Source organism: Devosia sp. Micro-HW1, assembly GCF_056341075.1.
The window spans coordinates 1,157,748-1,183,081 of sequence record NZ_CP094375.1 but is presented as its reverse complement, the minus strand read 5'-3'; the positions used below and the strand labels follow the sequence as shown (position 1 = coordinate 1,183,081).

General features: G+C 63.3%; 19 protein-coding genes. 15 read left to right on the top strand and 4 right to left on the bottom strand.

The annotated features are described in order from the left end of the window. Positions 1–146 precede the first annotated feature (146 nt). From acs to MQW79_RS05450, 5 genes are all read left to right on the top strand, one after another. Positions 147–2,099, top strand: a complete 1,953-nt coding sequence (gene acs / locus MQW79_RS05470) for an acetate--CoA ligase (RefSeq protein WP_476587293.1) — start codon at positions 147–149, stop codon at positions 2,097–2,099. 230 nt (positions 2,100–2,329) lie between these two features. Further along, entirely contained in the window at positions 2,330–3,412 is a 1,083-nt protein-coding gene (locus MQW79_RS05465) for a glycoside hydrolase family 3 protein (protein ID WP_476587292.1), read from the top strand. A 188-nt stretch (positions 3,413–3,600) separates the two neighbouring features. Next, a complete protein-coding gene (locus tag MQW79_RS05460) occupies positions 3,601–4,401 on the top strand; it encodes a UDP-2,3-diacylglucosamine diphosphatase (protein WP_476587291.1) in 801 nt (266 codons plus the stop codon). Positions 4,402–4,603: 202 nt separating this feature from the next. Next, on the top strand, positions 4,604–5,797 hold the full coding sequence (locus MQW79_RS05455; RefSeq protein WP_476587290.1) for an MFS transporter: 1,194 nt from the start codon (positions 4,604–4,606) through the stop codon (positions 5,795–5,797). A 54-nt stretch (positions 5,798–5,851) separates the two neighbouring features. Further along, complete coding sequence (locus tag MQW79_RS05450) at positions 5,852–7,039, top strand: MFS transporter (RefSeq protein WP_476587289.1); 1,188 nt, start codon at positions 5,852–5,854, stop codon at positions 7,037–7,039. 2 nt (positions 7,040–7,041) lie between these two features. Here the strand turns inward: MQW79_RS05450 and MQW79_RS05445 are convergent, their stop codons facing one another. Both MQW79_RS05445 and MQW79_RS05440 read right to left on the bottom strand, forming a co-directional pair. Beyond that, positions 7,042–7,776 (bottom strand): phosphotransferase enzyme family protein, encoded by a 735-nt coding sequence (locus tag MQW79_RS05445; protein ID WP_476587288.1) that lies wholly within the window; start codon positions 7,774–7,776, stop codon positions 7,042–7,044. Between the two features lie 115 nt (positions 7,777–7,891). Next, on the bottom strand, positions 7,892–13,180 hold the full coding sequence (locus MQW79_RS05440; RefSeq protein ID WP_476587286.1) for an apolipoprotein A-IV repeat region-like domain-containing protein: 5,289 nt from the start codon (positions 13,178–13,180) through the stop codon (positions 7,892–7,894). Positions 13,181–13,536: 356 nt separating this feature from the next. Between MQW79_RS05440 and MQW79_RS05435 the strand changes: the two genes are divergently transcribed. Next, positions 13,537–13,926 (top strand): Hpt domain-containing protein, encoded by a 390-nt coding sequence (locus MQW79_RS05435; RefSeq protein ID WP_476587285.1) that lies wholly within the window; start codon positions 13,537–13,539, stop codon positions 13,924–13,926. A gap of 82 nt (positions 13,927–14,008) precedes the next feature. Continuing rightward, positions 14,009–14,668, top strand: a complete 660-nt coding sequence (locus MQW79_RS05430; RefSeq protein WP_476587284.1) for an outer membrane protein — start codon at positions 14,009–14,011, stop codon at positions 14,666–14,668. Between the two features lie 63 nt (positions 14,669–14,731). On the opposite strand, the gene MQW79_RS05425 is transcribed toward MQW79_RS05430, so the two are convergent. Further along, on the bottom strand, positions 14,732–15,424 hold the full coding sequence (locus tag MQW79_RS05425) for a methyltransferase family protein (RefSeq protein WP_476587283.1): 693 nt from the start codon (positions 15,422–15,424) through the stop codon (positions 14,732–14,734). 125 nt (positions 15,425–15,549) lie between these two features. On the opposite strand from MQW79_RS05425, the gene MQW79_RS05420 reads away from it, so the two are divergent. Genes MQW79_RS05420 through MQW79_RS05410 form a run of 3 tightly spaced genes read left to right on the top strand, consistent with a single transcriptional unit; the run spans position 15,550 to position 18,657 of the window. Continuing rightward, on the top strand, positions 15,550–17,145 hold the full coding sequence (locus MQW79_RS05420; RefSeq protein ID WP_476588189.1) for a peptide chain release factor 3: 1,596 nt from the start codon (positions 15,550–15,552) through the stop codon (positions 17,143–17,145). After that, positions 17,142–18,314 carry a class I SAM-dependent methyltransferase gene (locus tag MQW79_RS05415; RefSeq protein WP_476587282.1) on the top strand — a complete coding sequence of 391 codons (1,173 nt, stop codon included), beginning with the start codon at positions 17,142–17,144 and terminating at the stop codon, positions 18,312–18,314. Before MQW79_RS05420 ends, MQW79_RS05415 begins: the two co-directional genes overlap by 4 nt. 22 nt (positions 18,315–18,336) lie before the next feature. Then, complete coding sequence (locus MQW79_RS05410; RefSeq protein ID WP_476587281.1) at positions 18,337–18,657, top strand: 2Fe-2S iron-sulfur cluster-binding protein; 321 nt, start codon at positions 18,337–18,339, stop codon at positions 18,655–18,657. Positions 18,658–18,713: 56 nt separating this feature from the next. Here MQW79_RS05410 and MQW79_RS05405 read toward each other — a convergent pair whose 3' ends face one another. Next, positions 18,714–19,166 carry a hypothetical protein gene (locus MQW79_RS05405; protein ID WP_476587280.1) on the bottom strand — a complete coding sequence of 151 codons (453 nt, stop codon included), beginning with the start codon at positions 19,164–19,166 and terminating at the stop codon, positions 18,714–18,716. A 227-nt stretch (positions 19,167–19,393) separates the two neighbouring features. Between MQW79_RS05405 and cysG the strand changes: the two genes are divergently transcribed. From cysG to MQW79_RS05380, 5 genes are all read left to right on the top strand, one after another. Then, on the top strand, positions 19,394–20,764 hold the full coding sequence (cysG, locus tag MQW79_RS05400; RefSeq protein WP_476587279.1) for a siroheme synthase CysG: 1,371 nt from the start codon (positions 19,394–19,396) through the stop codon (positions 20,762–20,764). Between the two features lie 2 nt (positions 20,765–20,766). Next, entirely contained in the window at positions 20,767–21,090 is a 324-nt protein-coding gene (locus tag MQW79_RS05395; RefSeq protein ID WP_476587278.1) for a DUF2849 domain-containing protein, read from the top strand. Next, entirely contained in the window at positions 21,077–22,735 is a 1,659-nt protein-coding gene (locus tag MQW79_RS05390; protein WP_476587277.1) for a nitrite/sulfite reductase, read from the top strand. The genes MQW79_RS05395 and MQW79_RS05390 overlap by 14 nt, the downstream gene beginning before the upstream one ends. Then, positions 22,722–23,996, top strand: a complete 1,275-nt coding sequence (locus tag MQW79_RS05385; protein WP_476587276.1) for a phosphoadenylyl-sulfate reductase — start codon at positions 22,722–22,724, stop codon at positions 23,994–23,996. The genes MQW79_RS05390 and MQW79_RS05385 overlap by 14 nt, the downstream gene beginning before the upstream one ends. A gap of 144 nt (positions 23,997–24,140) precedes the next feature. After that, the gene (locus MQW79_RS05380) at positions 24,141–25,166 is read left to right on the top strand and encodes an NAD(P)/FAD-dependent oxidoreductase (protein ID WP_476587275.1); all 1,026 of its coding nucleotides are present in this window, start codon (positions 24,141–24,143) and stop codon (positions 25,164–25,166) included. Positions 25,167–25,334: the final 168 nt, after the last annotated feature.

The following is a 25,334-nucleotide window of genomic DNA, read 5'->3' as shown; positions in this document are numbered from 1 at the left end:
CCTAGCGGAATCGAGTTAACGGGCGGTGCCCTGCCATTTGGGCAATCGCCCTTGCCGGAAATGCAACCGAGTTGGGGAAGGCGGCACTTGCCGCCGTGGGACCGGAACACTAGAACGGTTCCTGGGAGAGATAAGGGAGGATGACGATGAGCGAACAGCTCACATTCCAGCCAAGCGCGGCCGCGATCGCGCACACCCATACGACGGCTGAGCAGTATGACGCGCTTTATCAGCGCTCGATCAAGGACCCGGATGGGTTCTGGGCGGAACAGGCCAAGCGCCTCGACTGGGTGACGTTCCCCACCAAGATCAAGAACACCACGTTTGCTTACCCCGATGTCTCGATCAAATGGTTCGAGGACGGTGTGCTCAACGTGGCCGCCAACTGCATCGACCGGCACCTCGCCGAGCGTGGCGATGACATTGCCATCATATGGGAACCCGACAATCCCAACGACAAGGCCGAATACATCTCCTATCGCACCTTGCACGAAAAGGTGTGCCGCTGCGCCAATGTGCTGAAGTCGCTGGGCGTGCGGAAGGGCGACCGCGTCACCATCTACCTGCCCATGATTCCCCAGGCTGCCTATGCCATGCTCGCCTGCGCCCGTATCGGCGCGGTGCATTCGGTGGTGTTTGGCGGCTTCTCGCCCGACTCGCTGGCGGGCCGCATCAATGACTGCGACTCGGCCGTGGTCATCACCGCCGACGAAGGTCGTCGCGGCGGCAAGACCGTGCCGCTCAAGGCCAATGTCGACAAGGCGCTGGAAGATTGTCCGGGCGTGCAGAAGGTGCTCGTCGTACACAATACCGGTGCTGACGTCGCCATGAAGGGCAGCCGCGACGTGTGGTGGCACGAGGTCGCCGCGGGCGTCGAGCCGTTCAACGACCCCGAGCCGATGAATGCGGAAGACCCGCTGTTCATCCTCTATACGTCCGGCTCAACCGGCAAGCCCAAGGGCGTGCTGCATACCCAGGGCGGCTATCTCACCTACGCTTCGCTGACGCACGAACTGAGCTTCGACTACCGCAGGGGCGAGGTGTTCTGGTGTACGGCCGACGTGGGCTGGATCACCGGCCACAGCTATATCGTCTACGGGCCGCTGGCCAATGGCGCGACCACGGTCATGTTCGAGGGTATTCCCTCCTGGCCCGACGCCAGCCGCTTCTGGCAGGTGGTGGAACGCCACAAGGTCAACATCTTCCACACTGCCCCCACCGCGATCCGCTCGCTGATGGGTGCGGGCCCGGAATTCGTCGACAAGCATGACATGCCCTCGCTGCGCCTGCTGGGCACCGTGGGCGAGCCGATCAATCCCGAAGCGTGGATGTGGTATCACACCAAGGTGGGCAAGGGCCGTTGCGGTATTGTCGATGCCTGGTGGCAGACCGAGACGGGCGGCCACATGATCGCGCCATTCCCCGGCGCCATTCCGACCAAGCCGGGCTCGGCGACCAAGCCTTTCTTCGGCATCCAGCCCGAAGTGCTCTCGCCCGAAGGCAAGGTCCAGGAGCAGACCAAGGCCGAAGGCGTGCTCGTCATCAAGGACAGCTGGCCGGCCCAGGCGCGCACCATCTGGGGCGACCATGGCCGGTTCGTCTCGACCTATTTCGAGACCTACAAGGGCAACTATTTCACTGGCGACGGCTGCCGTCGCGATGAGGACGGCTATTACTGGATTACCGGCCGTGTCGACGACGTGCTCAACGTATCCGGTCATCGCCTGGGCACGGCCGAGGTCGAGAGCGCTCTGGTGGCCCATCCAAAAGTGTCCGAGGCGGCGGTCGTCGGCTTTCCGCACGACATCAAGGGGCAGGGCATCTATTGCTACGTCACCCTGATGGCCGGCGAGACCTATGACGATGCGCTGCGCGGTGAGCTGCGCAACTGGGTCCGCAAGGAAATCGGCCCCATTGCCTCGCCGGATTTCATCCAGTGGGCGCCGGGCCTGCCCAAGACCCGTTCCGGCAAGATCATGCGGCGCATCCTGCGCAAGGTGGCCGAGAACGATTTTGCTGCGCTGGGCGACACCTCGACCCTGGCCGATCCGGCGGTGGTCGATGACCTCATCGCCAACCGGCAGAACAAGCCGGCTTGAGGCCGCTGCACGAGCGAGCAGAAAAAACGGGCGGTGGCACCACGGTTCCACCGCCCGTCAAGTTTGGTGAGGGCGCTGACGAAGGTTGAAGACGCCGCGCCCATGCTCACCATTGCCGCAGATTTGCGCAGCAACCGGTGTCCCGCATGACGCATTTGGGTCATGAATCATTGTCTCGCCGCGTTTTGATGGTCTAGTGGCCGTTCCGCTTCACATCGCTGGGTGTTCGCTTGCTTCGATTTGCGCTGATTTCCGCCGCTACAATTCTGTCCGTCACCACGCTTCAGGCCCAGACTCTGGAGGAAAAGGCGGGGCAGATGATCATCGTCGGGTTCGAAGGCGACAGCACGGGCGATGCCGGGGTCAAGGCAGTGACCGAGGACCTTGCTGCCGGGCGACTGGGGGGCGTGATGTTCCTCAAGAAGAACGTTGCCAGCCTCGATGCGGTCCGTAGCCTCAATGCGCAGTTCCAGGAGGCGAGCCCGGACCTGCCGCCCTTCATCACCATCGACCAGGAAGGCGGCGCCGTCGAACGGCTGACCAAGGATGTCGGCTTTTCCGAGGTTCCCAGTGCCGCCAGCATTGCCAGTCGCAATAGCCCCGAAGAGGCTGAGGCGATCTACGCCAATATGGCTGCGGGGCTGGCTGATAATGGCTTCACCGTCAATTTCGGACCGGTTGCGGACCTCAACACCAACCCTGACAACCAGATCATTGCAAGGTTCGGCCGCTCCTATTCGGCCGACCCGGCCGAGGTCACCGCCTTTGACACTGCCTTTATCGAAGGTCATCGCGCCGCCGGAGTTGCCACGTCGCTCAAGCATTTTCCTGGCCATGGTTCATCCACGGCCGACAGCCATGAGGGCTTTGTCGACATCACCGATACCTGGGATGCGGTGGAACTGGAGCCCTACAAGGCGCTTGTTGATGCCGACATGGTCGACATGGTGATGGTGGGGCACCTCTTCCACTCGGACTATACCGACGCGGACGAGCAGACCCCCGCATCCCTCTCCCCGCAATGGATCGACGGCGTGCTGCGCACGGACCTCGGCTATGACGGCGTGGTCATCAGCGACGACCTCGAAATGGGCGCTATCCGCGAGCATTTCGACCTAGAGCAAACTGTCACCAAGGCGGTACGGGCAGGCATGGATATCCTGCTCTTCTCCAACACGGCCGACTACCGGACCAGTCTGGCTGACGAAGTCCTTGCCATCCTGCTGGCCGAGGCAGAGGCCGATCCGGCTTTCGCCGCCCGCATCGAGGAGAGCTACGAGCGGATCGTGGCCCTCAAGTCGCGGCTGGACTGATCCGGCTTTCCCCGGCTTTCTTGGGTCCGATATTTCCTAAGCTGCGCTTGGCAGATAAGATGCGCGCCTGGAGCGGGTGATTACTCGATTGAGTGATCATCGCGCTCTATCTGTTTGTCGAGCCTGTTCTTTTCAGAAATCCGGTGGCTGAAGCCCCGGATCATGCTCAAGTCGGAGGCCGAAGGCTGATGTCGGAAGACCGCGAAGTGCGGCGCGTTCGGGCGCTGTTCCTGTCCGACGTGCATCTGGGCATGAAGCCGGTCCGTAGCGCCCAGCTGGCCGATTTCCTCCGGTCCCACGACGCCGACACCATCTACCTGGTAGGCGACATCCTCGATGGCTGGCGCCTCGCCAAGCAGTGGCACTGGCCGGCCCAATATAACGAACTCATCCAGCTCATGCTGGACAAGGCCGCTGCCGGCACACGCATTGTCTATCTGCCGGGCAATCACGACGAGTTTCTGCGCGAGTATCTGGGCACCTATTTCGGCGAGATCGAGCTGGTGGATCGCACCATCCACACCTCGGCGACCGGCAAGACCTATCTCGTGATCCATGGCGACCAGTTCGACGTCGTGGTCATGAATGCCAAGTGGCTCGCCCATGTGGGGGACTGGGCCTACAACGCCGCCCTGCGCGTCAATATCGCAATCAACTGGGTGCGCCGCCGCGTCGGCCTGCAGTACTGGTCGCTGAGCGCCTGGGCCAAGCAGAAGGTCAAGAATGCGGTATCGGTGATCGGCCGCTTCGAGGAGGCGCTGGTGCATGAGGCCAAGGAAGTGGGGGTGGATGGCGTCATCTGCGGCCATATCCACTTTGCCGACATCCACGACCGGCTGGGCATCCAGTACATCAATACCGGCGACTGGGTGGAGAGCTGCACGGCCATTGCCGAGAATTATGATGGCCACTTCGAGCTGATCAAGTGGACCGAAATGGTCACAGCCGAGCCGCGCAAGTCCAAATTGCGCCGTGCAGCCGAGCAGTAAAGTCGTCGGCTGAGTGACGCCACCGGCGTAGCGCGCCAGGGAAACCACCGCGCTGCAGTCCGTTTCCGAGCGGGTTCCTGCAACGTTGCGGCAACGCCGATCGGCAAAAGCATTCCAGGGGCATAATTACCCTTGCTTCGGTCGCAATTGCGAGTCAGTGGAAGGAACGCGGCGCGCTTCCCTGCGCCGGGAGTCCTTTTCAATGCCACCGGCCTTGTCGCGCTTGGATACACCCGAGCGGCGCGCTTCCCTTTACCAGTTCACGGTCTACCTTCCCGGTGGCGTCGCCTCGGTCTTCCTCGGAATCTGGCTGAGCGAGCATGGCATTCCGGCCGATCAGATCGGTATCATCAACGCTCTGCCGACCCTGGCCTTGCTGCTGCTCAACATGATCGTCGGTCGTGTCGCCGACCGCGCCGATGACTGGCGCAGCGCGCTCATCGTCATTTCCATCATTTCCGCACTGGCACCGCTGCCGCTGTACTTCGTATCGGAGTTCTGGGGCATCCTGCTGATCTGGTGCTTGTGCGCCACCAGCAATGGCCTCGTGGCGCCAGTCATCGACGCCGCCACGGTTCGCATGACCCGGCGCAATGGCACCGATTTCGGCGTCATCCGTGCCTGGGCAACGGTGGGCTATATCGTGGGGGCGGGTGGCCTGGGGCTCTTCCTCAACTTCCTCGGTTCGGCGGCATTCGTTTCACTCTATGTCGCCATGGTGGTGCTGCGGGCGGCGCTGGCATTCCTGCTGCCGCGCTTCCGCGCCCCGTCGCCGCAGGTCACCCTGGCCGATGTGGCCCCGGAATCGGCTGCGCCAAGCAAGCTGCGCGACGCGCTCAAGCCCTGGTTCGTGCTGCCGCTGCTGGCCTTTGCGCTGGTCAATTCGTCCAATGCCATCATCGGAAGCTTTGGCGCGCTTCTCTGGCATGCCAATGGCATTCCCAACTACTTCCTCGGACCCTTGCTGGGCTTTGCCGCCGTCGGGGAGGCGGTGCTGATGTTTGCCTGGCGGCGCTTCGGCGGGAGGGTCACGGCGCGCAACATGATTTTGGCCGGGGCGATCGCGGGGCTCATCCGCTTCACCATCATGGCCTTCAATCCGCCCGTGGAAGTGTTGTTCATGACCCAGCTGTTGCATGCTTTCAGCTTCGGCATGGGCTATTTCGGCGTGGTGCACTTCATCGCCAACTGGACCAACGAAGCCAATGCCGCCGAGGCGCAGGGCTTTGCCAACATGCTCAACCAGGCCATGGCGATGACCGCACTGGTTGTGTTCGGCGTCCTGGTGGAGTTTTTCGGTGCACAAGCCTTCTACTATTCCACCGTGACGTCGCTCCTCGCGGTGGGCTGCGTGCTGCTCTCGCTCAAGCTCCGGCCGCCCAAGGCTCTCACCTAGATGCGTTATCCGGGCGCCGCAGGCCGGCCCCGACTGTTTCCCGAGGGCATTTTCATGTCTCTGGCCGCACTTGCAAAGCCGACGCCAACGACGCGGGCGACCGCGTTCTACTTTACTTTTTTCATGGCGCCGGGCGCCTCGGTGGTTTTCCTGCCGATCTGGCTGAGCGAAAAGGGCATCACGCCCGAGCAGATCGGCATCATCAATGCCGTGCCGGTCTTCGTCATCCTACTGTTCAACCTGTTCATCGGCCGCATCGCCGACCGCGCCAGCGACTGGCGGCAGGTTATCCTCATCGGCGCGCTGATCGGCGGTATCGTCCCGATCGGCCTGTTCTTCGTCAATGAATTCTGGGGCATCCTGCTGTTCTGGACGCTAACGGCCCTGCCGGGCGGGGCCATCGGGCCGGTGCTGGATGCAGCCTGCATGCGGCTCGCAAAGCGCACCGGCGGCGACTACGGCTTCATGCGGGCCTTTGGCACCGTTGGCTACATGGTGTTCAATGGCCTCACCGGCTTTCTCGTCGTCTGGTTCGGCTCTGCGATTTTCGTGCCGCTGTTTGTCGGCCTCGCCGTGTTGCGCGCCCTCGTTGCCCTGCAATTGCCACCCTTCCGGGCACCTGCCGAGCAGGTCACGATTGCAGCAGCGACCGCGTCACGCGCCGCCACTTCGCTCAAGGACATCGCCAAGCCCTGGTTCATCCTGCCCCTGTTCGGCTTCTGCATGGTGTTCGGCACCCATTTCGTGCTGAACGCCTTCGCTCCGCTCTTCTGGAAGCAGCAGGACATTTCCGAAGCGATCATCGGTCCCCTGATTGCCCTCGGCGCTTTCTCCGAGGCCTTCATCATGTTCGTGTGGCGGCGCTTCGGCGGGCGGGTGACGGCGCGCAACCTGATCCTGGTCTCGGCGCTGGTGTCGGTGCTGCGCTGGTTCGCGATGGGCTTTGCGCCTGACGTGGCCATGCTGGTCCTGCTACAGGCCACGCATGGCGTCACCTTTGCCCTCGGCTTCATGGGCTGCGTGCACTTCATCGCCAACTGGACCGACGAGGCCATTGCCGCCGAAACGCAGAGCCTCTTCGTGGTGGGTCAGCAGGTGCTGTCGATCATCGCGGTGACCGGGTTTGGCTGGCTGGTGCCCATCATGGGCGAGAAGGGCTATTTCGTTTCCTCGGCCTTCGCGCTCCTGGGGGCCTTCTGCATCTGGCTCTCGCTGCGGATGCAGCCGCCGAAGGCCGGCTGAGGTCAGACAGATCGGACTTCGGCCAGCCGGGCGACGGCATAATCATCCTTCCAGCAGACGGCGGCTTCCCAGGCGGCCGCGGCCTGCTCGGCGCTGTCACGGGCTTCGCCCGCGAGCCTGGCTGCATTGTGGGGCAGGGCGAGGTCGAGAGCAGGCACATCCACATGGGCCTCGTCCCAGTCGATCAGCGTGACGCGATCGGCCGTCATGATGATATTGGCCGGGTTTGCCGGATTCCCATGCACCACGGCTTGGTCGTGGCCGGCGAGCCGGGCCCAGGCGTTGCGGCAGCGCGCGACGGCCTCTGATGGCATGGCGGTGAGGTCGATCCGTGTGCCCTTGTCCTCGGTGAGCAGATCGGTCGAGGCGCGCCAGCCGGGGCGCTGCGGCCAGCCCCGTGTCAGGCGATGCAGCTCCCGCAGGGTTTTTGCCACGCGCTGCCAGTCGGCTGCGGTGTCGGGAGGATGGCCTTCGACAAAGGACATGACCACGATGCCGCCGGCGAACAGCCTGCCATCCAGGGTTGGAATCGGTCTCGGCACAGGAAAGCCCTGGCGGTCGAGATAAGTGAGCAGGTCGGTCTCCCAGGCAAGGTCCGCGTCGCTGCGCGTGCCACGGCGCGCCACGGCTATTTTCCCGTTGAGGCGTATGCTCCACACGTCATTGGAGGAGCCGCCCGTCAGCCTGTCGATGCGGGTGACATCCGTGCCCCAATGGCCAAGTGTTTCCCATCCCATGCCTAAACTCCCGCCGCATTGCGGATTAGCCTAGCGTCGCCTGCGACAGGCCACAACGGCGCAATGCAAAAGGCCCCGGATCGCTCCGGGGCCTTTGGTTGTCGTCAGTTTTCGATCAGCTCAGGCGGCCGCTGGCATGGGCCAGGGTCGTGTAGACCTTGCCCTTGTCGGAGAGCAGATATTCGCGAGTTTCGCCGGCCGGGTTGGGACCCGCGGCGGCGCGCTTCAGCAACTGCTCGAACTCGGCCATATAGGCCTGGGCGGTACGGGCGAAGTCGGGTTCGCGCTGGATGCGCTTGCGCACTTCGTCATAGGTGCCCTGGCCGGTGAGCGTGTAGATGCGGCGGGTGAAGACATTGCTCTCGCCAGCCTGATAGCGGGCCCAGGCTTCGCCCAGGGCTGCGTCGTCGATGGCGCGGGCAATCTCTTCGCTGAGGCCGGACAGGGCCGGTGGCTGGGCCCCACCGGCCTGCTTGGCCGAAGCATTGCGCAGCACGTCGCGCAGCCAGCCGCTGCCATCGGCTTCCGCCGGCTGGCGCGGGGCAGGGGCAGGAGCGGCGGCCTGCACCGGTGCCGGCGCGGGGGCGCGGGCAGGGGCGGGCTGTTCGGCTACAGGGGCGCTGCGGATCGGATCGACCAGGGTCTGGCGGGCCGGCTCGGGGCGATAGGCTTCCCGTGCGGGTTCGGCACGCTGTTCCTGGCGCGGCGGCTGGTAGGCTGGCGGCTCAGGCTGGCGCGGCGCGCGCTGCGGCGCACGGCGGTCGGTAAGGTCGTGGCTCGCCGGCTGCGAGCGCACGATGGCGTTGAGCTCGGAGAGGGCCTCGATCTGCTCGGCCACGACGCGGCGCATGGCGGCGGCGCTGGCGCGGGTCTCTTCAGGCAGCTCGTTGACGCCACGAGCCAGTTCGGCGCGGGTGGCTTCGAGTTCGCTGCCCACTTCCCGAGCCGTCTCGCGCATGGCGCGGGCGGTGTCGGCGAAGCGCTGGGTGGCTTCCTCGATGGCACGCTGCATTTCCATGGCCATGCGCTGCTGGGCATCCTGCAGGGCCTGGCTGGCCCGGCGGCCTTCGGCATCGGCGGTCTCGTGGAATTCGCCGAGCTTGCCGGTAACTTCCCCGGTGGTCTCGTCGAGGGCACGGCGCAGCTGGCCGGTATTGGAGGCAATGGCGCTGCGCACCGAGCTGGTCGAGTCTGAAATGGTGTCGGCCAGCGAGCTGGTGGTGGAGGTCAGCACGTCGGTGACGCTGCCGGCGGTAGACGACAGCACTTCGCTGACGCGGGCGGCATTGTCTTCGAGGGCCGAATTGACCTGCTCGGTCTGGTCGGAAAGCGCCATTCGCACCTGGGCCGATGTCTGGCTGAGGGCTGCCGCGGCGGCATCGGCCGCGCGCTGAACGACATTGTCCATCTGCGAGACATTGCTGTTGAGCGCCGTGGCGAAGCGCTCATTGGTGGCATAGAGCGCGTCGTTGACGCTCGAAGCGTTCTTTTCGAGGGCCTCGGTGACCGAATTGGTGGTGAGGGCCAGCGCGTCGGTGACAGTGTGGGTCGTGGCGTTGAGCGCCTCGTCCATGGCGCGGCGCGCACCGATCAGGCGGCGTTCGGTATCGTTGACGGTGTCGGCAATCGACTGGGCGAACAGGCGCATGCGGCCATCAATATCGTCGGCACGGGCGGCAAAGCTCTGGGCCAGCGCATCCATGGCATCACGACGGTCCTCGAGATTTTCGAGAGCGGTCGCGCTCGACGCGTCGAGCGACTGGGCAGCCTGGTTGAGGCCGGCAGCCTCGGTGTCGAGACGGCCGAGGATGGAACCGAATTCCTCGACCATGCTGCGGATCGAGCTCTGCAGCGCACCCACATGCTGGGTGACCATGGTGCCGGCCTGTTCGGTCTGGCCCATGGCTTCGCGCATGGTGTTCGAATAGGTGGCAGTCTGCTGGGCGACGCTGGTTTCCAGGCTCGCCAGGTTGGCGGTCGATGCGTCGAGGACGCGCTGCAGCAGCAGGTTCGAGTCGTTGAGCTTGTTGAGCGCGTTGGTGACGTCGGTGAGGATGCGGGTGGTCGAAACCGACATGATGGCTTCAGCCTCGCGAGCATTCTCGCCCAAGGCATCGCGCAGCAGGTTGCCATGGCTGGCCAGTGCCGTCTGCAGTTCCGTCGACTTGGACGTCACCAGTTCGGCGAACTGGCTGGTATGCTGTTCGACCGAGCGATTGATGGTTTCGAGGCGGCTCTCGATGGCGTCGGCGGCGTTGACGGCGCGGACCGAAACCAGCTGGTCGATATTGGTGGCAGCCAGGCGGATCTGTTCGAGCGCGCCGCGCACGGCCGCGTCCATGCGGTTTGCGGTGTTTTCGACATCAGCCGAGATGACACCGGTCGCAGCGGTGATGCGGGTGGCAATAGTTTCCTCGATGCGGTCAGCGCCCGCCTCGAGATCGGCCATGGACTGGGTGATCGAGGTGCTGATCGAGGCGTTGAGCGCGGCGAGACGCTCGGCGGTGATGTCGGCACGGGCGGTGATGGCCTCGGGCAGGGTGCCCAGGCGCTGGTCGACCATGTCGGCAATGGCCTTGCGGGCCGAATTGACGCCGGTCTCGATGAGTTCTGCAGCCTGGCGGGCGCTTTCACCAACGGTGAGGCTGGCGCTTTCAATGCGGGCGGCGACGCCGGCTTCGGCATCGGAAATGCGGGCAATGGCGTTGTCGAGGCCGACCCCGAGCGTCTCGTTGACGTCGCCAACCTTGCCGGCAACGCGGAGCGACATGTCGTCGAGCCGGGCTTCCATATTGGTGGTGACCTGGCGCAGCGAGGCTTCGATGCTGTCGCGGGCGCGGGAGCCGTGCTGATCGAGGGTCTCGGCCAGTTCGTTGGTATGCAGGCTGATGGTTTCGCCCATCGATGTCGTGTGCGTGGCCAGGGTATCGGACAGGGCCTGGGTGCGGGCGCCCAGGGCTTCGGACAGCTGCTGGGTGCGGGTGTTGACCGCCATGGCCAGTTCCTGCGTCCGCGCATCGAGCTGGTTGACCAGGTCGCCGCCAGTGGTCTCGATCTGGCTGGCGAGAGCAGCCGAGCGCTCGTCGAGCTGGCCCGACAGGGTCGCAGTGCGGTCGTCGATCTGGCTCGAGAGGTTCAGGGTGCGCTCGTCCAGTGCATTGGCGAGGAAGCTGGTGCGTTCTTCGAGCACGCTGGTCAGCGTGCCAGTGCTCTCGGACAGGGTGCTGGCCAGGGTCGAGGTGCGCTCGTCGAGACGGCTTACTAGAGTGCCGGTGCGCTCGTCGATCTGGCTGGCGAAGTCACCGGTGCGGGTTTCCAGTTCCAGCGACAGGGCGTTGGTCCGCTCGGAAATCGTGTCCGCGAGGCGCTGGGTGCGCCCGGCAATGGCCTGGTCAAATGTCTGCGTGCCGGTGAGCAGTGTGTCGCCCAGTTCCTGCGACCGCAGGCGAATGGCTTCGCCCAGCTCGGCGCCGCGGATGGCGAGGGTTTCCTCCAGGGCGCCGGTGCGGCTGGTGATGGCCTCACCAACTTCCAGGGCGCGCATGGTCAGCATCTCATCGAGCTTGCTGGTGCGGCTGTCGAGAGCTTCGCTCAGCAAGTCGGCGTGACCGTCCAGGCTGTCGGAGATTTCCTGGCTGCGATTGGTCAGGGTTTCGGTGATGGCCTTGGTCTTGGCGCCGATCACGTCGCTCATCTCGCGGGTGCGCTCGGCCACGATGTCGTTGAAGCGGCCGGACTCTTCGTTGAGCGCCATTTCCAGGACGTTGGCGCGCGCTGCAAAGCTGACGCCCTGCTTGTCGAGGCGCTGGACCAGTTCTTCGCCCTTGTCGCCGATGACATTGTCAAGCGCATGCAGCTTGTCGTCGAGCAGGCCGGTGATTTCGGTCAGCCGCTGGTCGAAGAGGCTGAGCGAATCCTGGCCGGCGGTCGAGAGCGTCAGGCGGGCACGCTCGGACGTATCGTCGAGGGCGCCGTTGATTTCGATGATGGCCGACTGCAGGCGGCTGTCGAGAGCGTTGAGCTGGATCGATACCGACTCGTCAAGCTGGCGGGTGAGGGTTGCCAGCAGCAGTTCGGCTTCGGTGGAACGGCTGGAAATGTCGCCCGAGACACGTGCGCCGATAGCTTCCAGTGCTTCGCTGACTTCGAGGCCCCGATTGCGCAGCAGGTCGACGAGGTTGGTGCCGCCTTCCGAAAGGAGATTGGCCAGGGCCGAAGTGCGATCCTCAATGGCCGAGGACAGCGACAGGGTCTGGGATTCCAGCGTGCCGGTCATGCTGGCCGCCCGGCTGTCCAGAGCTGCGGTCAGGTCCGCCATGCGGCTGTCGATGGCCGAGGTGATTTCGAGGGTGCGGGTCTCGAAATTGCGGGCCGTGGTTGCGGCGTGATCTTCGAAGCCAAGCGACAGACGGCCAGCGCTTTCGTCCAGCGCACCGAGGAAGTCGCTGGTGCGGTTGTCAACGAGGCTGACGAAACCGTCGGCGCGCTCGGAGAAGCCTGTCGTCAGCGTGTTGCCCGCGGTTTCCAGCGCGCGGGTCAGGTTGCCGCCGCTCTCCACGATGGTGCCGGCAATGCGCTGGCTGATCATGTCGAGGTCGAAAACGAGACCCGTATGGCTTTCGGTGATCGCCTCGCGCACGCGTTCGGTATTGGTCAGTACGCTTTCGCGCTGGCTGGCCAGTTCGGCGATGAGCGCGCGCATGCGCGATTCATTGTCCGAATAGGTGCGTTCGAGCGCGGTGACCTCGTTGTGGATCATCACTTCGAGCTCGCCGGCGCGGGAGAGGGCGCGTTCGAGGCCATCGCCCAGGGCGTTGACTTCGCGACGGACCGCCTGGCCCACGGAGGCGACCTTGTCGGCGGCGGTCACTTCGGGCTCAGCCAGGCGAATGGCGGCCTGGGTGATGGACGATGCGGCATTGCGCAGGTCCTGGGCGCGGCGGAACAGGCTCGCCACGGCAAAGAAGCCGAGGACCGGGATGAACATGATGGCGAGGATCGCCACGAATTCGATGGATCCCATGAAGGGGCCAAAATTGGCCATCTGCGCGCCGAAGCGCATCCACGACACGATGCCGACGGCGGCAATCCAGACGACCGAGAGCAGCAGGGCCAGCCAGTTCGGGGCTGCCGACGAGCGGCCCTGGAGATTGTAGAGGAGCTTGGAGGTCGAGACGCGATCATCATTAGCGACCGCGCTGGCCTGCTGGGCAATGCGGTCGGCGGCGCGCAAGCGTTCGGAGCGCGCAGGGTCGGCCTTCTTTTCCTGCTTTTTGTCTTGCTTCTTGTCCTGGGCGGGCTGAGCCGGCGGGTCCAGATTGAACACCGAATCCTTCAGGGCATCCTCGACGGCCGAAAAGGCCAGGGCTGCCGGGTCATTCTGGGGGGTCGGATTCTTCGCCATACTCTTTACAACTCTCGCGTCGGCACAACAGCATCACGGCGGGCTTTACGAGTAGTCATGACTGCGCGGCCCTTTCCGGGCCTGCCGCCAAACTGGAACAATTCGATGCAAATGCGTCGCACCGTTCCCCCCAACCCTCGCCGCCGCGCGCTGGTCAAATCTCATCCTTACATTCAATTTTATGCAAACCGAACGGTTTCTTACCCAAAGGTTAATTTTTGGGTGGGAAACGTTAAGGAATTGACGGGCAAACAAAGGCGAAGATGTGGCTTAATCAGCTGTTCATGCCCTGGGCGCTAGGCTTGTACACAGGGTAGGTCCAGTGCCGTGCCCGGTGTTGTTAGGAGTAAGCCAGAATGGCGCAGAGTGCCTTCGTCCAAAACGCCCAGCCGGCCACCGACAAGCGGCCCATGCGTCCCGTGGATCTGGTGCACCTGGCCAAGCAGTGCCTGGGCGACGAAAATCTGGAACTGGAAATCCTGCGCCTCTTTGACACGACGATCTCGACCTATTTCGGCCGTCTCAAGCTCGCTACCGCCTTCGACGACCTCGCGCTCAACCTGCATTCGATCAAGGGCGCATCCGCAGGCGTCGGGGCCTGGGGGGTCTCGGACCTGGCCGGCGCACTCGAAAAGGACCTCAAGGCTGGTCGTCCCCTCGCGCCCGAGCGGATCGAAGACCTCGGCATGGCCGTCGAAGAAGTGCGCGACTTCATCGCGCGCATGCTGGCCAGCGAGCGGGATTAATTTCCAGTTCGGCCCCCAGCCCGCATTTAATCAGCCATTAAGCATAATCGCCCACAGTTCAGTCCATGAACTGGAGGTCATCATGCGTCGTTTTCTCGTAGGTGCCGCGCTCGTCATCGCTGCTACGCCGGTGATGGCTGCCGACTATATGTCGTACGAGCCTCTGCCCGCCTATGGTCACGCGCCCGCGCAGACCTGGTCTGGGCAGTATATTGGCGCCACGATTGGCGGATTGCGGCCGCGGATCGATGTGCCGACGCAAGGCGTGCTCGAAGGCAATGCGTTTGTCGGGGGCGTCTTTGCGGGCGTCAACTATCAGGAGCCGAACGGCCTGGTGCTGGGCGCTGAAGCCGATGCTGAATATTCCAGCTATCACGTGTCCACCGCCTGCACGGATGCCACCTGGACCTGTCGCGGCAATATCGGTTTCCAGGGGTCGCTGCGTGGGCGGCTTGGCTATGCGATGGATAGCTTCCTCGTCTACGGCACGGCTGGTCTGGCCGTCGCACATGTAGGGGGCTCGACCGTAAGTCCTGCCAATGTCGAATATAGCGACCACCATGTTCGCGTGGGTTGGACCGCCGGTTTGGGCGCCGAAGTGGCTTTCTCCGATGCCTGGTTCGCTCGCGCCGAGTATCGCTACACGGACCTTGGCGCCCAGGACATGAACTTTGACGTCGTCTATCCGGGCGTCAAGGTCACGTCCCATGCCGTGCGTGCGGGCATCGGCTATCGATTCTAGCTCTGGACAATCACTATCGGGCCTGCGCCGCACTCATCGAGAGTGGCGCGGGTCTGTTGGCATTCACCACACACCCGGCACCCACTTGAACGGCACGCGCAAGGCATATTCGGCGTAGCCGGGTAGCTCCTTCTGCAGCATCTGGTCCTCCGCATTGGTGCGTAGCCACAGCGCGACGATGGCGATCAGCGCCGGGATCAGCGCCACCAGCGAACCGAGCGATAGTGCTGTCGCTATGGCAAGCGCCGATCCGGATACGTAGCCGGGGTGGCGGATATACGCATAGGGGCCGATGTCGATGACCTTGTGTGCTCTGTCCGACTGGATGCGGGCGGCGGTCTCGAAGTGCGGGTTGACGGCCTGCGCCCACCATTGGGCACAAAGGCTGAGGACGAAGAGCACGCGACCGAACCAGACCAGACCCTCCGAGGCCTGGGCCCAGTCCCAGCGATAGTCCAGCCCAGCGACCAAGGGGACGTCGAAGAAGCCGCAGGCAATGATGACGAAGTAGATGTAGTCCCAGGGCTTGTGGCTCGGCTGGGTGGAGACGCGGGCCACAAACACCTCCGGATTGACCCGCCACAGCCCGATGACCGCGAAGATCAGCATGAACAGCGTGATGGCCAGGAACGCCCAGGCATTGGTCCAGTCGAGCGTGCCGGCGGACAGGAACAGCAGGGCGACCAGTAGCAGGAGACCCGCCGCGAGGGAAATGAGGACGCCGCGCAGCGCATATTCCTGCTCTTTTGTCGCCATGATGTGACCTCGCAAAATCTGCCTTGGTTTGACCGCAGCATTGTCAGCGCATATAGAGCGCCCCATATGAAGTCGGGTATCGTCGGGCCCTTAGCCCACGACAGCATTCAGCAGAATCAATGTCCATGTCCAATGTCGCCGCGGTCTCGCCCCGGCCCACCGCCGAACCGTTTCGCCTGCGTCGCACCTTCGCGATCATTTCGCACCCTGACGCCGGCAAGACCACGTTGACCGAGCGGCTGCTGGCCGCTGCGGGCGCGATCCAGCAGGCTGGCGCCGTGCGCGGCAAGGCCGGCCAGCGCTCGACCCGGTCCGACTGGATGGAAATGGAGCAGCAGCGCGGCATTTCGATCACCTCGTCGGTGATGACATTCGACTATGACGGGCTGACGCTCAACCTGCTCGACACCCCCGGCCACTCCGATTTCTCCGAGGATACTTACCGCACCCTGACCGCGGTGGACGCGGCCATCATGGTGATCGACGCTGCCAAGGGCATTGAAAGCCAGACGCTCAAGCTCTTCGAAGTCTGCCGTCTGCGCGACATCCCGATCATCACCTTCATCAACAAGGTGGACCGCGAAGGCCAGACGCCGCTGGACCTGATCGATGAAATCCAGTCCAAGCTGGCGCTCGACCTCACCCCGGTGCTCTGGCCCATCGGGCAGGGCGTCGATTTCGGCGGCTATATCGACCTCGTTGAAAAGCGCGTGCTCAATCCGCAGGGCAAGATCATTGCCGAATTCGAGAGCCTGGAAGACCTCCTGGATGTCGAGGAACTGGTCGATAATCCCGTCTTCATGACAGCGCTTGAAACGCTGGAAATGGCGCAGGCCATGCTGCCCGGCTTCGATCTCCAGACTTTCCATGAAGGGCATCTGAGCCCGGTCCTGTTCGGCTCGGCGCTCAAGGGCGTGTCGGTGGCCGAGCTGCTGCGCACGCTGGGCGACTGGGGTCCCGAACCGCGGCCGCAACCGGCGCTTCCGGCTCCCATTGAACCCAATGACAAGAAAGTCACCGGCTTCGTGTTCAAGGTGCAGGCGAATATGGACGCCAATCACCGCGACCGCATCGCCTTCGTGCGCCTCTGCTCGGGCAAGTTCGAGCGCGGCATGCGCTTGAAGAATGTCCGGTCGGGCAAGGACATGGCCGTTTCCAACCCGATGTTCTTCTTCGGGAATAACCGCGAACTGGCCGAGGAGGCCGTGGCGGGCGACATTGTCGGCATTCCCAATCACGGAACCCTGTCAGTGGGCGATACTCTCACCGAGGGCGCCAATATCAATGTCACCGGCATCCCGAACTTCGCGCCGGAAATCATCCGCCGTGTTCGTCTCACTGACGCGATGAAGACCAAGCAGATGTCCAAGGCGCTCTCGGACCTGGCCGAGGAAGGCGTCACCCAGGTGTTCCGCCGCATGGTGGGCGCCGACTGGATCGTGGGTGTCGTCGGCCAGCTGCAGCTCGAAGTGCTGGCGGCGCGCGTCGCTGGCGAATATGGCGTGCCGATCACCTTTGAAAGCATGGGCTTTGAAGTGGCGCGCTGGGTGGAAAGCGACGACCCGGATGAATTGAAGCGCTTCATCACCGCCCAGAAGGTCAACATGGCCGAGGATCGCGCCGAGGCGCCGGTTTTCCTGGCGCAGAATGCGTGGTGGGCGGATCGCGCCAAGCAGGACTGGCCAAAAATCCGCTTCCTCACCACCAAGGAACGGCATTGAGCGCGCCGGACCGCATTGCCGAGTTCGTGACAGCCTTCGGCGATGCTTTCGCTGATGGCTCCATTGTGCGGCTCAAGCTCGGCGGCTATCACGGGCCGGAAGCCGATCTCAAATCGGTCGAGGGGCGCAAGATCGCCATCAAGGCGGGAGAGCGGCTGAGTCTTGTGCTCCGCTACAAGACGCGCGACATCACCAAAAATCTCACGCTCGACGAAGCCGTGGTCTTCCTCACGCAGGGGCTGGCAGAACACTATCGCAGCGCGCGGCTCGAAACGACCGGGTTTGACCTGCAGTTTGAGCGGCAGGGCGACAAGCTGCGGTTGAAGCGCAGTGAAGTTGCTGGCCGAGAAGTGGTCGAGACCGGACACGACCGCGCGAAAAATCGGGCGCTCACAGACACATCGTCTGTGTGGCTGCGCGAGTTGGGCATCACCGGCAAGGACGGGCAGGTCCGCAACGACGCACAGGACAAGTTCCGCCAGATCAACAAGATGGTCGAAATCTTTGCCCCGCTGATTCAGCAGCTTAAGGCAAAGAATCCGCGCATTCTCGATATGGGCGCGGGCAAGGGTTATCTCGATTTCGCGCTCTACGACTATCTCGCCAACCGGGCGGGGGCGCAGGCCGAGATCATCGGCGTCGAGCTGCGCCCGGCGCTGGTGGCATCGGGCAATGCGCTGGCGAAAGACAGTGGCTTTGAAGGCCTGCGCTTCGAGGCCGGATCCATCCTCGACTATGACGCCAGTGGTGCCGATGCGGTCATCGCGCTTCATGCCTGCGATACCGCGACCGATGACGCCATCTACCAGGGCATCAAGGCCGGGGCAGGACTCATTGCCGTGGCGCCCTGCTGCCACAAGCAGATTCGTCGCCAGATCGAAGCCGGCAAGCCGGACGCCAACCTGGACTTCCTGCTGCGCCATGGCACGTTCATGGAAAAGCAGGCCGAGATGGTCACCGATGGCCTGCGGGCGCTCCTCCTGGAGGCCAGCGGCTATCGCACGAAAGTCTTCGAATTCGTCTCGGACGCCCATACGCCCAAGAACAACCTGATCGTCGCCCAAAATGGCAATGCAGGGTCGCGCCAGGCAGCGCTTGACCGGATAGAGGCGGTCAAGGCTATGTTTGGCATCGAAAAGCACTATTTAGAAGGTCTACTGGACCTTTGATCTGACTGTTACAGGCCCCCCCATGACCAAGATTACCTACGTCACCAGTTCGGGTGAACGCATTGAAACCGACGGGCAGAATGGCTCGACGGTGATGGAAACCGCGATCATGAATGCCGTCCCCGGCATCGTCGCCGAATGCGGTGGCGCCTGCACCTGCGCGACCTGCCATGTCTATGTCGATGATGCCTGGCGCGAGGCCGTGGGCGGTCCCTCGATGATGGAAGAAGACATGCTCGACTTTGCCTTCGACGTGAAGGACTCGAGCCGCCTCAGCTGCCAGATCAAGGTGCGCGACGCGCTGGATGGTCTGGTCGTGCATGTGCCGACCCGGCAGGGGTGAAGGACTTTCACTGAACAATCCATATCCGAAATGTTTATCGCCGGCGGGCCGCGTCCTCATTCACAACGGTTGTAGACATAGGGCGCCGACCAGTCCGGCTCACCCTCGGCGACTGCGTCATAGAGATAGAAGCTGTCCGGCGTGACCCAGACGGTGAAGAAGGCAGGGCCGCCGGCAATCGGCTTCCAGTCGGCGCCATCACCCGCGGCGATGAGTTCAATGGCGGCGTCTGCCTCGACCTCATTGGGACCGAGATAGAAGATGTGAGTTTCATCAGCCTCCTCGATGCGCACCGGCAGCGCGCAGGTGGCCAGTTCGGTGTCCCCGTCGCTAACGTCCCGCGCGGGCAGGACAAGCGACCACGATCCAACAAAGGGCTCCGCTTTGCCCGGCATAATTTCGCGGTTTACCTCAGGCCTGGACATCGGCGCCATGGCTGTCGCCGGCACCACGAAGAGGGCCAGGACGAGGAGCGGGACCGCCACGTTTCGGGTGATGAAATGTGGCATCAAGGCGGTCCTCCCGATCATGGCGACAGCGCGCGATGGCGCCGCTCTGGGCAAAATATTCTATCCCTTGCACCGGCACAGATTCATTTGGCGGCAGGGGTGGCAAAAGCGTCGTGCGGTTTCCACGCGCGGCGTCCGTAGAGAAATATAAAAGCGATTGATTTTCAACGTCTTGTTGCGATGGGGCGGATTAGATTATTTTGCCCCATCTGTGGAACAGGACGACTATGGGCTCTCTCAACACTTTTCCGTTGAGCTTTAAGGTCAAGGGCAAGCGTATCATCATCGTCGGCGGTACCGACGAGGCCCTGAACAAGGTCCGGTTGGTTGCTAAGACGACAAGTTCTATAGAGATTTACTCCCGCCAGATTGAAGCCGATTTTTCAGCATTTCCGGTGAGCCTTTTCGAGCGCGCCCTGCGGGCAGAAGACATCGCCGATGCGGCGCTGGTTTTCGTCGCTGAAGAGGGCGCCGATGCCGAGCTCGCCAAGGCCGAGGCACGGCGGCTGGGCATTCCGCTCAATGTCGTTGACGTGCCCGACGAATGCGACTTCTACACCCCCTCGATTGTCGAGCGCGCACCGCTGACCGTGGCGATCTCGACCGAGGGCGATGCGCCGGTGCTGGCGCGGCTGGTGCGGGCGCAGATCGAGGCGCTGCTGTCGCCAGGGCTTGGCAAAATTGCGAGTCTGGCCGGTGGCTTGCGTCAGCGCGTTGAAAGCCTGATTCACGATGGCGCTGCCCGTCGGCGGTTCTACGAAGATCTCGTCACGCGCCCCGGCATGGATCGCGAAAGTGCCGAGGCGCTACTGGACCAGCATGTGGCGGATGGCGCGGGGCAGGGCGTCGTCTGGCTGATTGGTGCCGGTCCCGGTGCCGAAGACCTGCTCACCCTCAGGGCCCAGCGACTGCTGCAGCAGGCCGACGTGATCGTTCACGACCAGCTGGTGCCGTCAGCCGTGGTCGAGATGGGTCGCCGCGATGCCGAGCAGATTTGCGTCGGCAAGGCGCGCGGTCATCATTCCTTCAGCCAGGCGCAGATCAACACGCTGATCGTGCGGCTGGCGAGCGAAGGCAAGCGCGTGGCGCGGCTCAAGTCCGGCGATCCGATGATCTTCGGTCGTGCGGGCGAGGAAATCGCCGCCCTGCGCAAAGCGGGCATTGCCTACGAGATCGTGCCCGGCGTCAGCGCCGCGCTGGCCGCTGCCGCGGATACGGCGACGCCGGTGACCCTGCGCAAGGTGTCGAGTGGCTTCGTCGTGGCCACCGCCCATGGTGCCGAAGACAGTGACCTGGCCCATTGGGCGTCGCTGGCCCAATCCGGCCTGACGCTGGCGCTCTATATGGGCAAGGCGATTGCCGCCGAGGTTGCGGCGCGTCTGGTCGCCCATGGCGCTCCGGCTGACCTGCCGGTGGGTATCGTGGTCAATGCCGGCCGCACCGACAGCACATCCTACGCCGGCACGCTGGGCGCATTGGCCAATGGCGCTGTCGACTTTGTTGATGGTCCGGCCGTCATTCTCATTGGTCATGCTGTCGCCCAGGGCGACTGGACCGGGGCTGCTGCGGCGGCCACCCAATCTTTCAAGGTAGCTTAGTCATGGAAATCCTCACCGGCAACGAACTGACCTCGGGCGCCACCGTCTATCTCGACGCGGCTGGTCGCTGGGTCGAGGACTTGCAGGCATCGCGCCTGTTTTCCAAGGATGAGCATGCCGAGCGCGATGGCGCGCTGGCGGCGACCAAGGCCACGGGCCGGGTCATCAGCCTTGAAATCGAAGAAGTCGAGCAGGTGGAGGGCCGCATCGTGCCCAAGCGTCTGCGCGAACGCATCAGGGCGGCGGGCCCCACCGCTCCCCTCTCTCTCAACGGGCAGGCGTATGATCGCCAGCACTTAGGTGAAGACGGGCATGTATCGATATGACGAATTCGACGCCGCTTTCGTAGCGGGTCGCACGGCACAGTTTGCAGACCAGGTGAAGCGCCGCCTTTCCGGCGAGCTCACCGAGGACCAGTTCCGGCCATTGCGGCTGATGAACGGGCTCTATCTGCAATTGCACGCCTATATGCTGCGCGTTGCCGTGCCCTATGGCACGCTGTCGAGCCGTCAGATGCGCAAGCTTGCCCACATCGCGCGCACCTATGACCGTGGCTACGGGCATTTCACCACCCGTCAGAACATCCAGTACAACTGGCCCAAGCTCAAGGACATCCCGGTCATCCTCGAAGAGCTTGCCAGCGTCGAGATGCACGCCATCCAGACCTCGGGCAACTGCATCCGCAACGTCACCACCGACCAGTTTGCCGGGGCCGCTGCCGACGAGATCATCGATCCGCGTCCGGTTGCCGAAATCCTGCGCCAGTGGTCGAGCCTGCATCCGGAATTCTCGTACCTCCCGCGCAAGTTCAAGATCGCCATTACCGGCGCCCCGCATGATCGCGCGGCCATCCGTTTCCACGATATTGGTCTGCAGGCAGCGGTGAACGCCTCGGGCGAGATCGGCTGGGAAGTCTGGGTTGGTGGTGGTCTCGGCCGCACGCCGATGATCGCCAAGCTGATCAACAGTTTTGTGCCCAACGAGCACCTGCTGGCTTACCTCGAATCCATCATGCGCGTCTACAATCGCTATGGCCGCCGGGATAACAAGTACAAGGCCCGCATCAAGATCCTGGTGCACGAGGAAGGTCTCGAAAGCATCAAGGGACAGGTGGAAGCCGAGTTCGCCGAGGTGCGCGGCGGCGTGCTTACCCTGCCCAGCGCGGAAGTCGATCGCATCAGCGCCTATTTTGCCGCGCCGGCCTTTGTGCCGCAGAGCGTCACGAAAATCGACGTAGCCTATGAATCCATCATCGATCCCGCCTATGGCCGCTGGCTTGACAACAATATCAACGCCCATGCCCAGCCCGGCTATGCCTCGGTGACGATTTCATTGAAGCCGGTCGGCGGTGCCCCGGGCGATGCTACCGACGTGCAGATGGAGGTCGTAGCCGACCTCGCCGAGAAGTATTCGTTCGACGAACTGCGCGTGACCCATGAGCAGAACCTGGTTCTGCCCCATGTCGCACTGGCCGATCTGCGCACGGTCTATGATGCGCTGGTGGCTTCGGAACTGGCCGAGGGCAACAACAACCTCATCACCGACATGATCTGCTGCCCGGGCCTCGATTTCTGCGCCCTGGCCAATGCCCGTTCGATCCCGATCGCGCAGGAAATCTCGCGCAAGTTCGCCGAACCGGCTCGCCAGAAGGACATCGGCGATCTCAAGATCAAGATTTCCGGCTGCATCAATGCCTGCGGGCACCACCATGTGGGCCATATCGGCATTCTGGGCGTCGAGAAGAAGGGCGGCGAGCTCTATCAGATCACCCTGGGTGGCGACGCCACCGAGCATGCCTCGGTGGGCAAGATCATCGGCCCCGGCTTCGAGGCCGACGACGTGCCTGGCGCCATCGAAAAGCTGGTCGATTTCTACATCGCCCAGCGGCAGACAACCGACGAGACCTTCATCCAGGCCTATCGACGACTGGGCGAAGCGCCGTTCAAGGAGGCGCTCTATGGCAATGCCTAAAATCGCTGCCACACCCGTCGCCAATGACAAGCTGCGGTCGCTGGGCATCCTCGCGCTTAACGGCATGTTCGACGAAATGGACGCGGTGGGTGTGCTCCGCTACGCCATCACCGAAGTCCTGCCCGGGGACCTGGCCATTGTCTCGTCCTTTGGCGCCGACTCGGCCGTGCTGCTGCACATGGTGGCGCAGGCCGATCCGTCGCTGCCAGTCTATTTCCTCGAGACGGGCAAGCATTTCCCCGAGACGCTGGCCTATGTCGAGACGCTGAAGAAGCAGTTCGGCCTTATCAACGTTCACGCCATCCACCCCAATCAGGACGACGTGAAGCGCTTCGATCCCAATGGCGACCTGTGGGAGACCGACCCGGATTCGTGCTGCCACATCCGCAAGACCGAGCCATTGGAGCCGATCACCGAGCAGTATGGGGGCTGGGTCACCGGCCGCAAGCGCTACCAGACGGTCGAGCGCGGGGTGCTGCCGCATTTCGAATTGACCAGCGACGATCGCATCAAGGTCAATCCGTTGGCCTATTTCTCCGACGCCGACGTGATCGAGTACCGGCAGGCGCATAACTTGCCCGAGCATCCGCTCTATGCCAAAGGCTACAAGTCGATTGGCTGCGCGCCCTGCACCTCGGTTGTTGCCGAGGGTGAAGATCCGCGTGCCGGACGGTGGCGCGGCCTCAACAAGAAGGAATGCGGCATCCATTATGACTTCAGTGGAGCGATCGCGAATCCGATGACTGCCGCAGCCCGCCATACCCTCTGGAAAGATGGGGCCTTCATCGCCGATCCGTTCAAGGACTGGGTCGAGGGGACCATTCCGTCCGAGGCGCGCTATGTCCATGTGCCGCTGCCCGAGTTCCTCGCGCATCGCGCCGAGTACCTTGCCAATCCGCATCCGCTGGGCCTTCTGGTCGCGCCGGGCGAAAAGATCGAGGATGTCGCGGACGACCTGACACGCTTCGCCTCGGTGGCCATCCGCTTCCCCGCCTTTTCGGACGGGCGCGGTTATTCCACTGCGCGGCTTCTCGTCGAGCGGTTGAAATATGCTGGTGAAGTCAGGGCTGTAGGCGATGTTCTGCAGGATCAGATTCCGCATATGCGCCGCTGCGGCTTCAACGCCCTGGTGGTGACACACGAGCCGACCCGCCAGGCGCTGATCGAAAACCGCCTGCCCGAAATGGCGCTGTTCTATCAGCCCGTCGGCGTCACCGAAGTGCCGGTCGGCACTCGGCCCTTCCTTCGCCGCGTCTCCTGATATAAGTGGAGCGGATAAGTCGCCTTTAGGCAAAAGCCGGGGCCGCTGGTGACAGCGGCGGTTCCCATAAAGCAGAGCGGGGCATGTGCCCCGATGGGACCAATTCCGTGGCCAACCGGCTGCGGGTTCGAATGGACTTGATACATGAGCACTGAGATCACCACCGATGTTGCCGTCATTGGCGCGGGCCCCTGCGGGCTGTTCGCGGCCTTCGAACTCGGGCTCCTGGATATCAAATGTCACTTCATCGACATTCTCGACCGTCCCGGCGGGCAGTGCGCCGAGCTTTATCCTGAAAAGCCGATCTATGACATTCCGGGCTTCCCCGTCGTCACCGGCCAGCAGCTGACGGACAACCTGATGGCGCAGATCGCGCCGTTCTCACCCGAGTTTCACTTCTCGCGTATGGTCAATTCCATCGAGAAGCTGGCTGACGGCTCCTTCAAGCTCCAGACTGATGCCGACGAGACCTTCTTCACCAAGGTCGTGGTGATCGCGGCTGGCGGCGGCTCGTTCCAGCCCAAGCGTCCGCCGGTGGACGGCATCGAGCAGTATGAGAACAAGTCGGTCTTCTATGCCGTACGCAAGATGGAAGATTTCCGCGACCAGGACGTGGTCATCGTCGGCGGCGGTGACTCGGCCCTCGACTGGACCCTCAACCTCGCGCCCATCGTGCGCACACTGACCCTCGTGCACCGTCGCGATGCCTTCAAGGCCGCCCCCGCTTCGGTCAACAAGATGCGGGAACTGGTGGCTGACGGGAAGATCAACTTCCAGCTCGGCCAGATCGCCAAGCTCGACGGCGAAGATGGCCAGATCAACCACGTGCACCTGACCACCGATGCCGGTGACCTGTCGATCCCGGCGACGCGTCTGCTGCCCTTCTTCGGTCTCACCATGAAGCTGGGCCCGGTCGCCGACTGGGGCCTCGAGCTCAACGACAACACCATCGTCGTCGATACCGAGAAGTTCGAGACCTCGGTGCCCGGCATCTATGCCATCGGCGACATCAACTCCTATCCGGGCAAGCTCAAGCTGATCCTTTCGGGCTTCCACGAGGCCGCCTTGATGGCCCAGGCCGCCAAGGCCGTCATCTCGCCTGGCGAGCGCGTGGTGTTCCAGTACACGACCAGCTCCACCAAGCTGCAGAAGAAGCTCGGCGTCGCCTGATTCCGGCCTTGCACCCTCGTCATTGCCGGGCTTGTCCCGGCAATCCATCTCGCACCTGCATGGACCACCGGGACAAGCCCGGTGGTGACGGCAGACGAAAGTTCCAAGTCGCCAGACTTGCGCACCAGGCCCATTGGGCGCTAAGCACGCCCCGCTGTTGAGGAGCGC

Bases quoted from the DNA above. Each gene is read 5' to 3' on its own strand.
- MQW79_RS05430 (WP_476587284.1), top strand. From the start codon at position 14,009: ATGCGTCGTTTTCTCGTAGGTGCCGCGCTCGTCATCGCTGCTACGCCG.
- MQW79_RS05410 (WP_476587281.1), top strand. From the start codon at position 18,337: ATGACCAAGATTACCTACGTCACCAGTTCGGGTGAACGCATTGAAACC.
- acs (WP_476587293.1), top strand. From the start codon at position 147: ATGAGCGAACAGCTCACATTCCAGCCAAGCGCGGCCGCGATCGCGCAC.
- MQW79_RS05435 (WP_476587285.1), top strand. From the start codon at position 13,537: ATGGCGCAGAGTGCCTTCGTCCAAAACGCCCAGCCGGCCACCGACAAG.
- MQW79_RS05390 (WP_476587277.1), top strand. From the start codon at position 21,077: ATGTATCGATATGACGAATTCGACGCCGCTTTCGTAGCGGGTCGCACG.
- MQW79_RS05460 (WP_476587291.1), top strand. From the start codon at position 3,601: ATGTCGGAAGACCGCGAAGTGCGGCGCGTTCGGGCGCTGTTCCTGTCC.
- MQW79_RS05385 (WP_476587276.1), top strand. From the start codon at position 22,722: ATGGCAATGCCTAAAATCGCTGCCACACCCGTCGCCAATGACAAGCTG.
- MQW79_RS05455 (WP_476587290.1), top strand. From the start codon at position 4,604: ATGCCACCGGCCTTGTCGCGCTTGGATACACCCGAGCGGCGCGCTTCC.
- MQW79_RS05425 (WP_476587283.1), bottom strand. From the start codon at position 15,424: ATGGCGACAAAAGAGCAGGAATATGCGCTGCGCGGCGTCCTCATTTCC.
- MQW79_RS05440 (WP_476587286.1), bottom strand. From the start codon at position 13,180: ATGGCGAAGAATCCGACCCCCCAGAATGACCCGGCAGCCCTGGCCTTT.
- MQW79_RS05405 (WP_476587280.1), bottom strand. From the start codon at position 19,166: ATGCCACATTTCATCACCCGAAACGTGGCGGTCCCGCTCCTCGTCCTG.
- MQW79_RS05445 (WP_476587288.1), bottom strand. From the start codon at position 7,776: ATGGGATGGGAAACACTTGGCCATTGGGGCACGGATGTCACCCGCATC.
- cysG (WP_476587279.1), top strand. From the start codon at position 19,394: ATGGGCTCTCTCAACACTTTTCCGTTGAGCTTTAAGGTCAAGGGCAAG.
- MQW79_RS05450 (WP_476587289.1), top strand. From the start codon at position 5,852: ATGTCTCTGGCCGCACTTGCAAAGCCGACGCCAACGACGCGGGCGACC.
- MQW79_RS05380 (WP_476587275.1), top strand. From the start codon at position 24,141: ATGAGCACTGAGATCACCACCGATGTTGCCGTCATTGGCGCGGGCCCC.
- MQW79_RS05420 (WP_476588189.1), top strand. From the start codon at position 15,550: ATGTCCAATGTCGCCGCGGTCTCGCCCCGGCCCACCGCCGAACCGTTT.
- MQW79_RS05395 (WP_476587278.1), top strand. From the start codon at position 20,767: ATGGAAATCCTCACCGGCAACGAACTGACCTCGGGCGCCACCGTCTAT.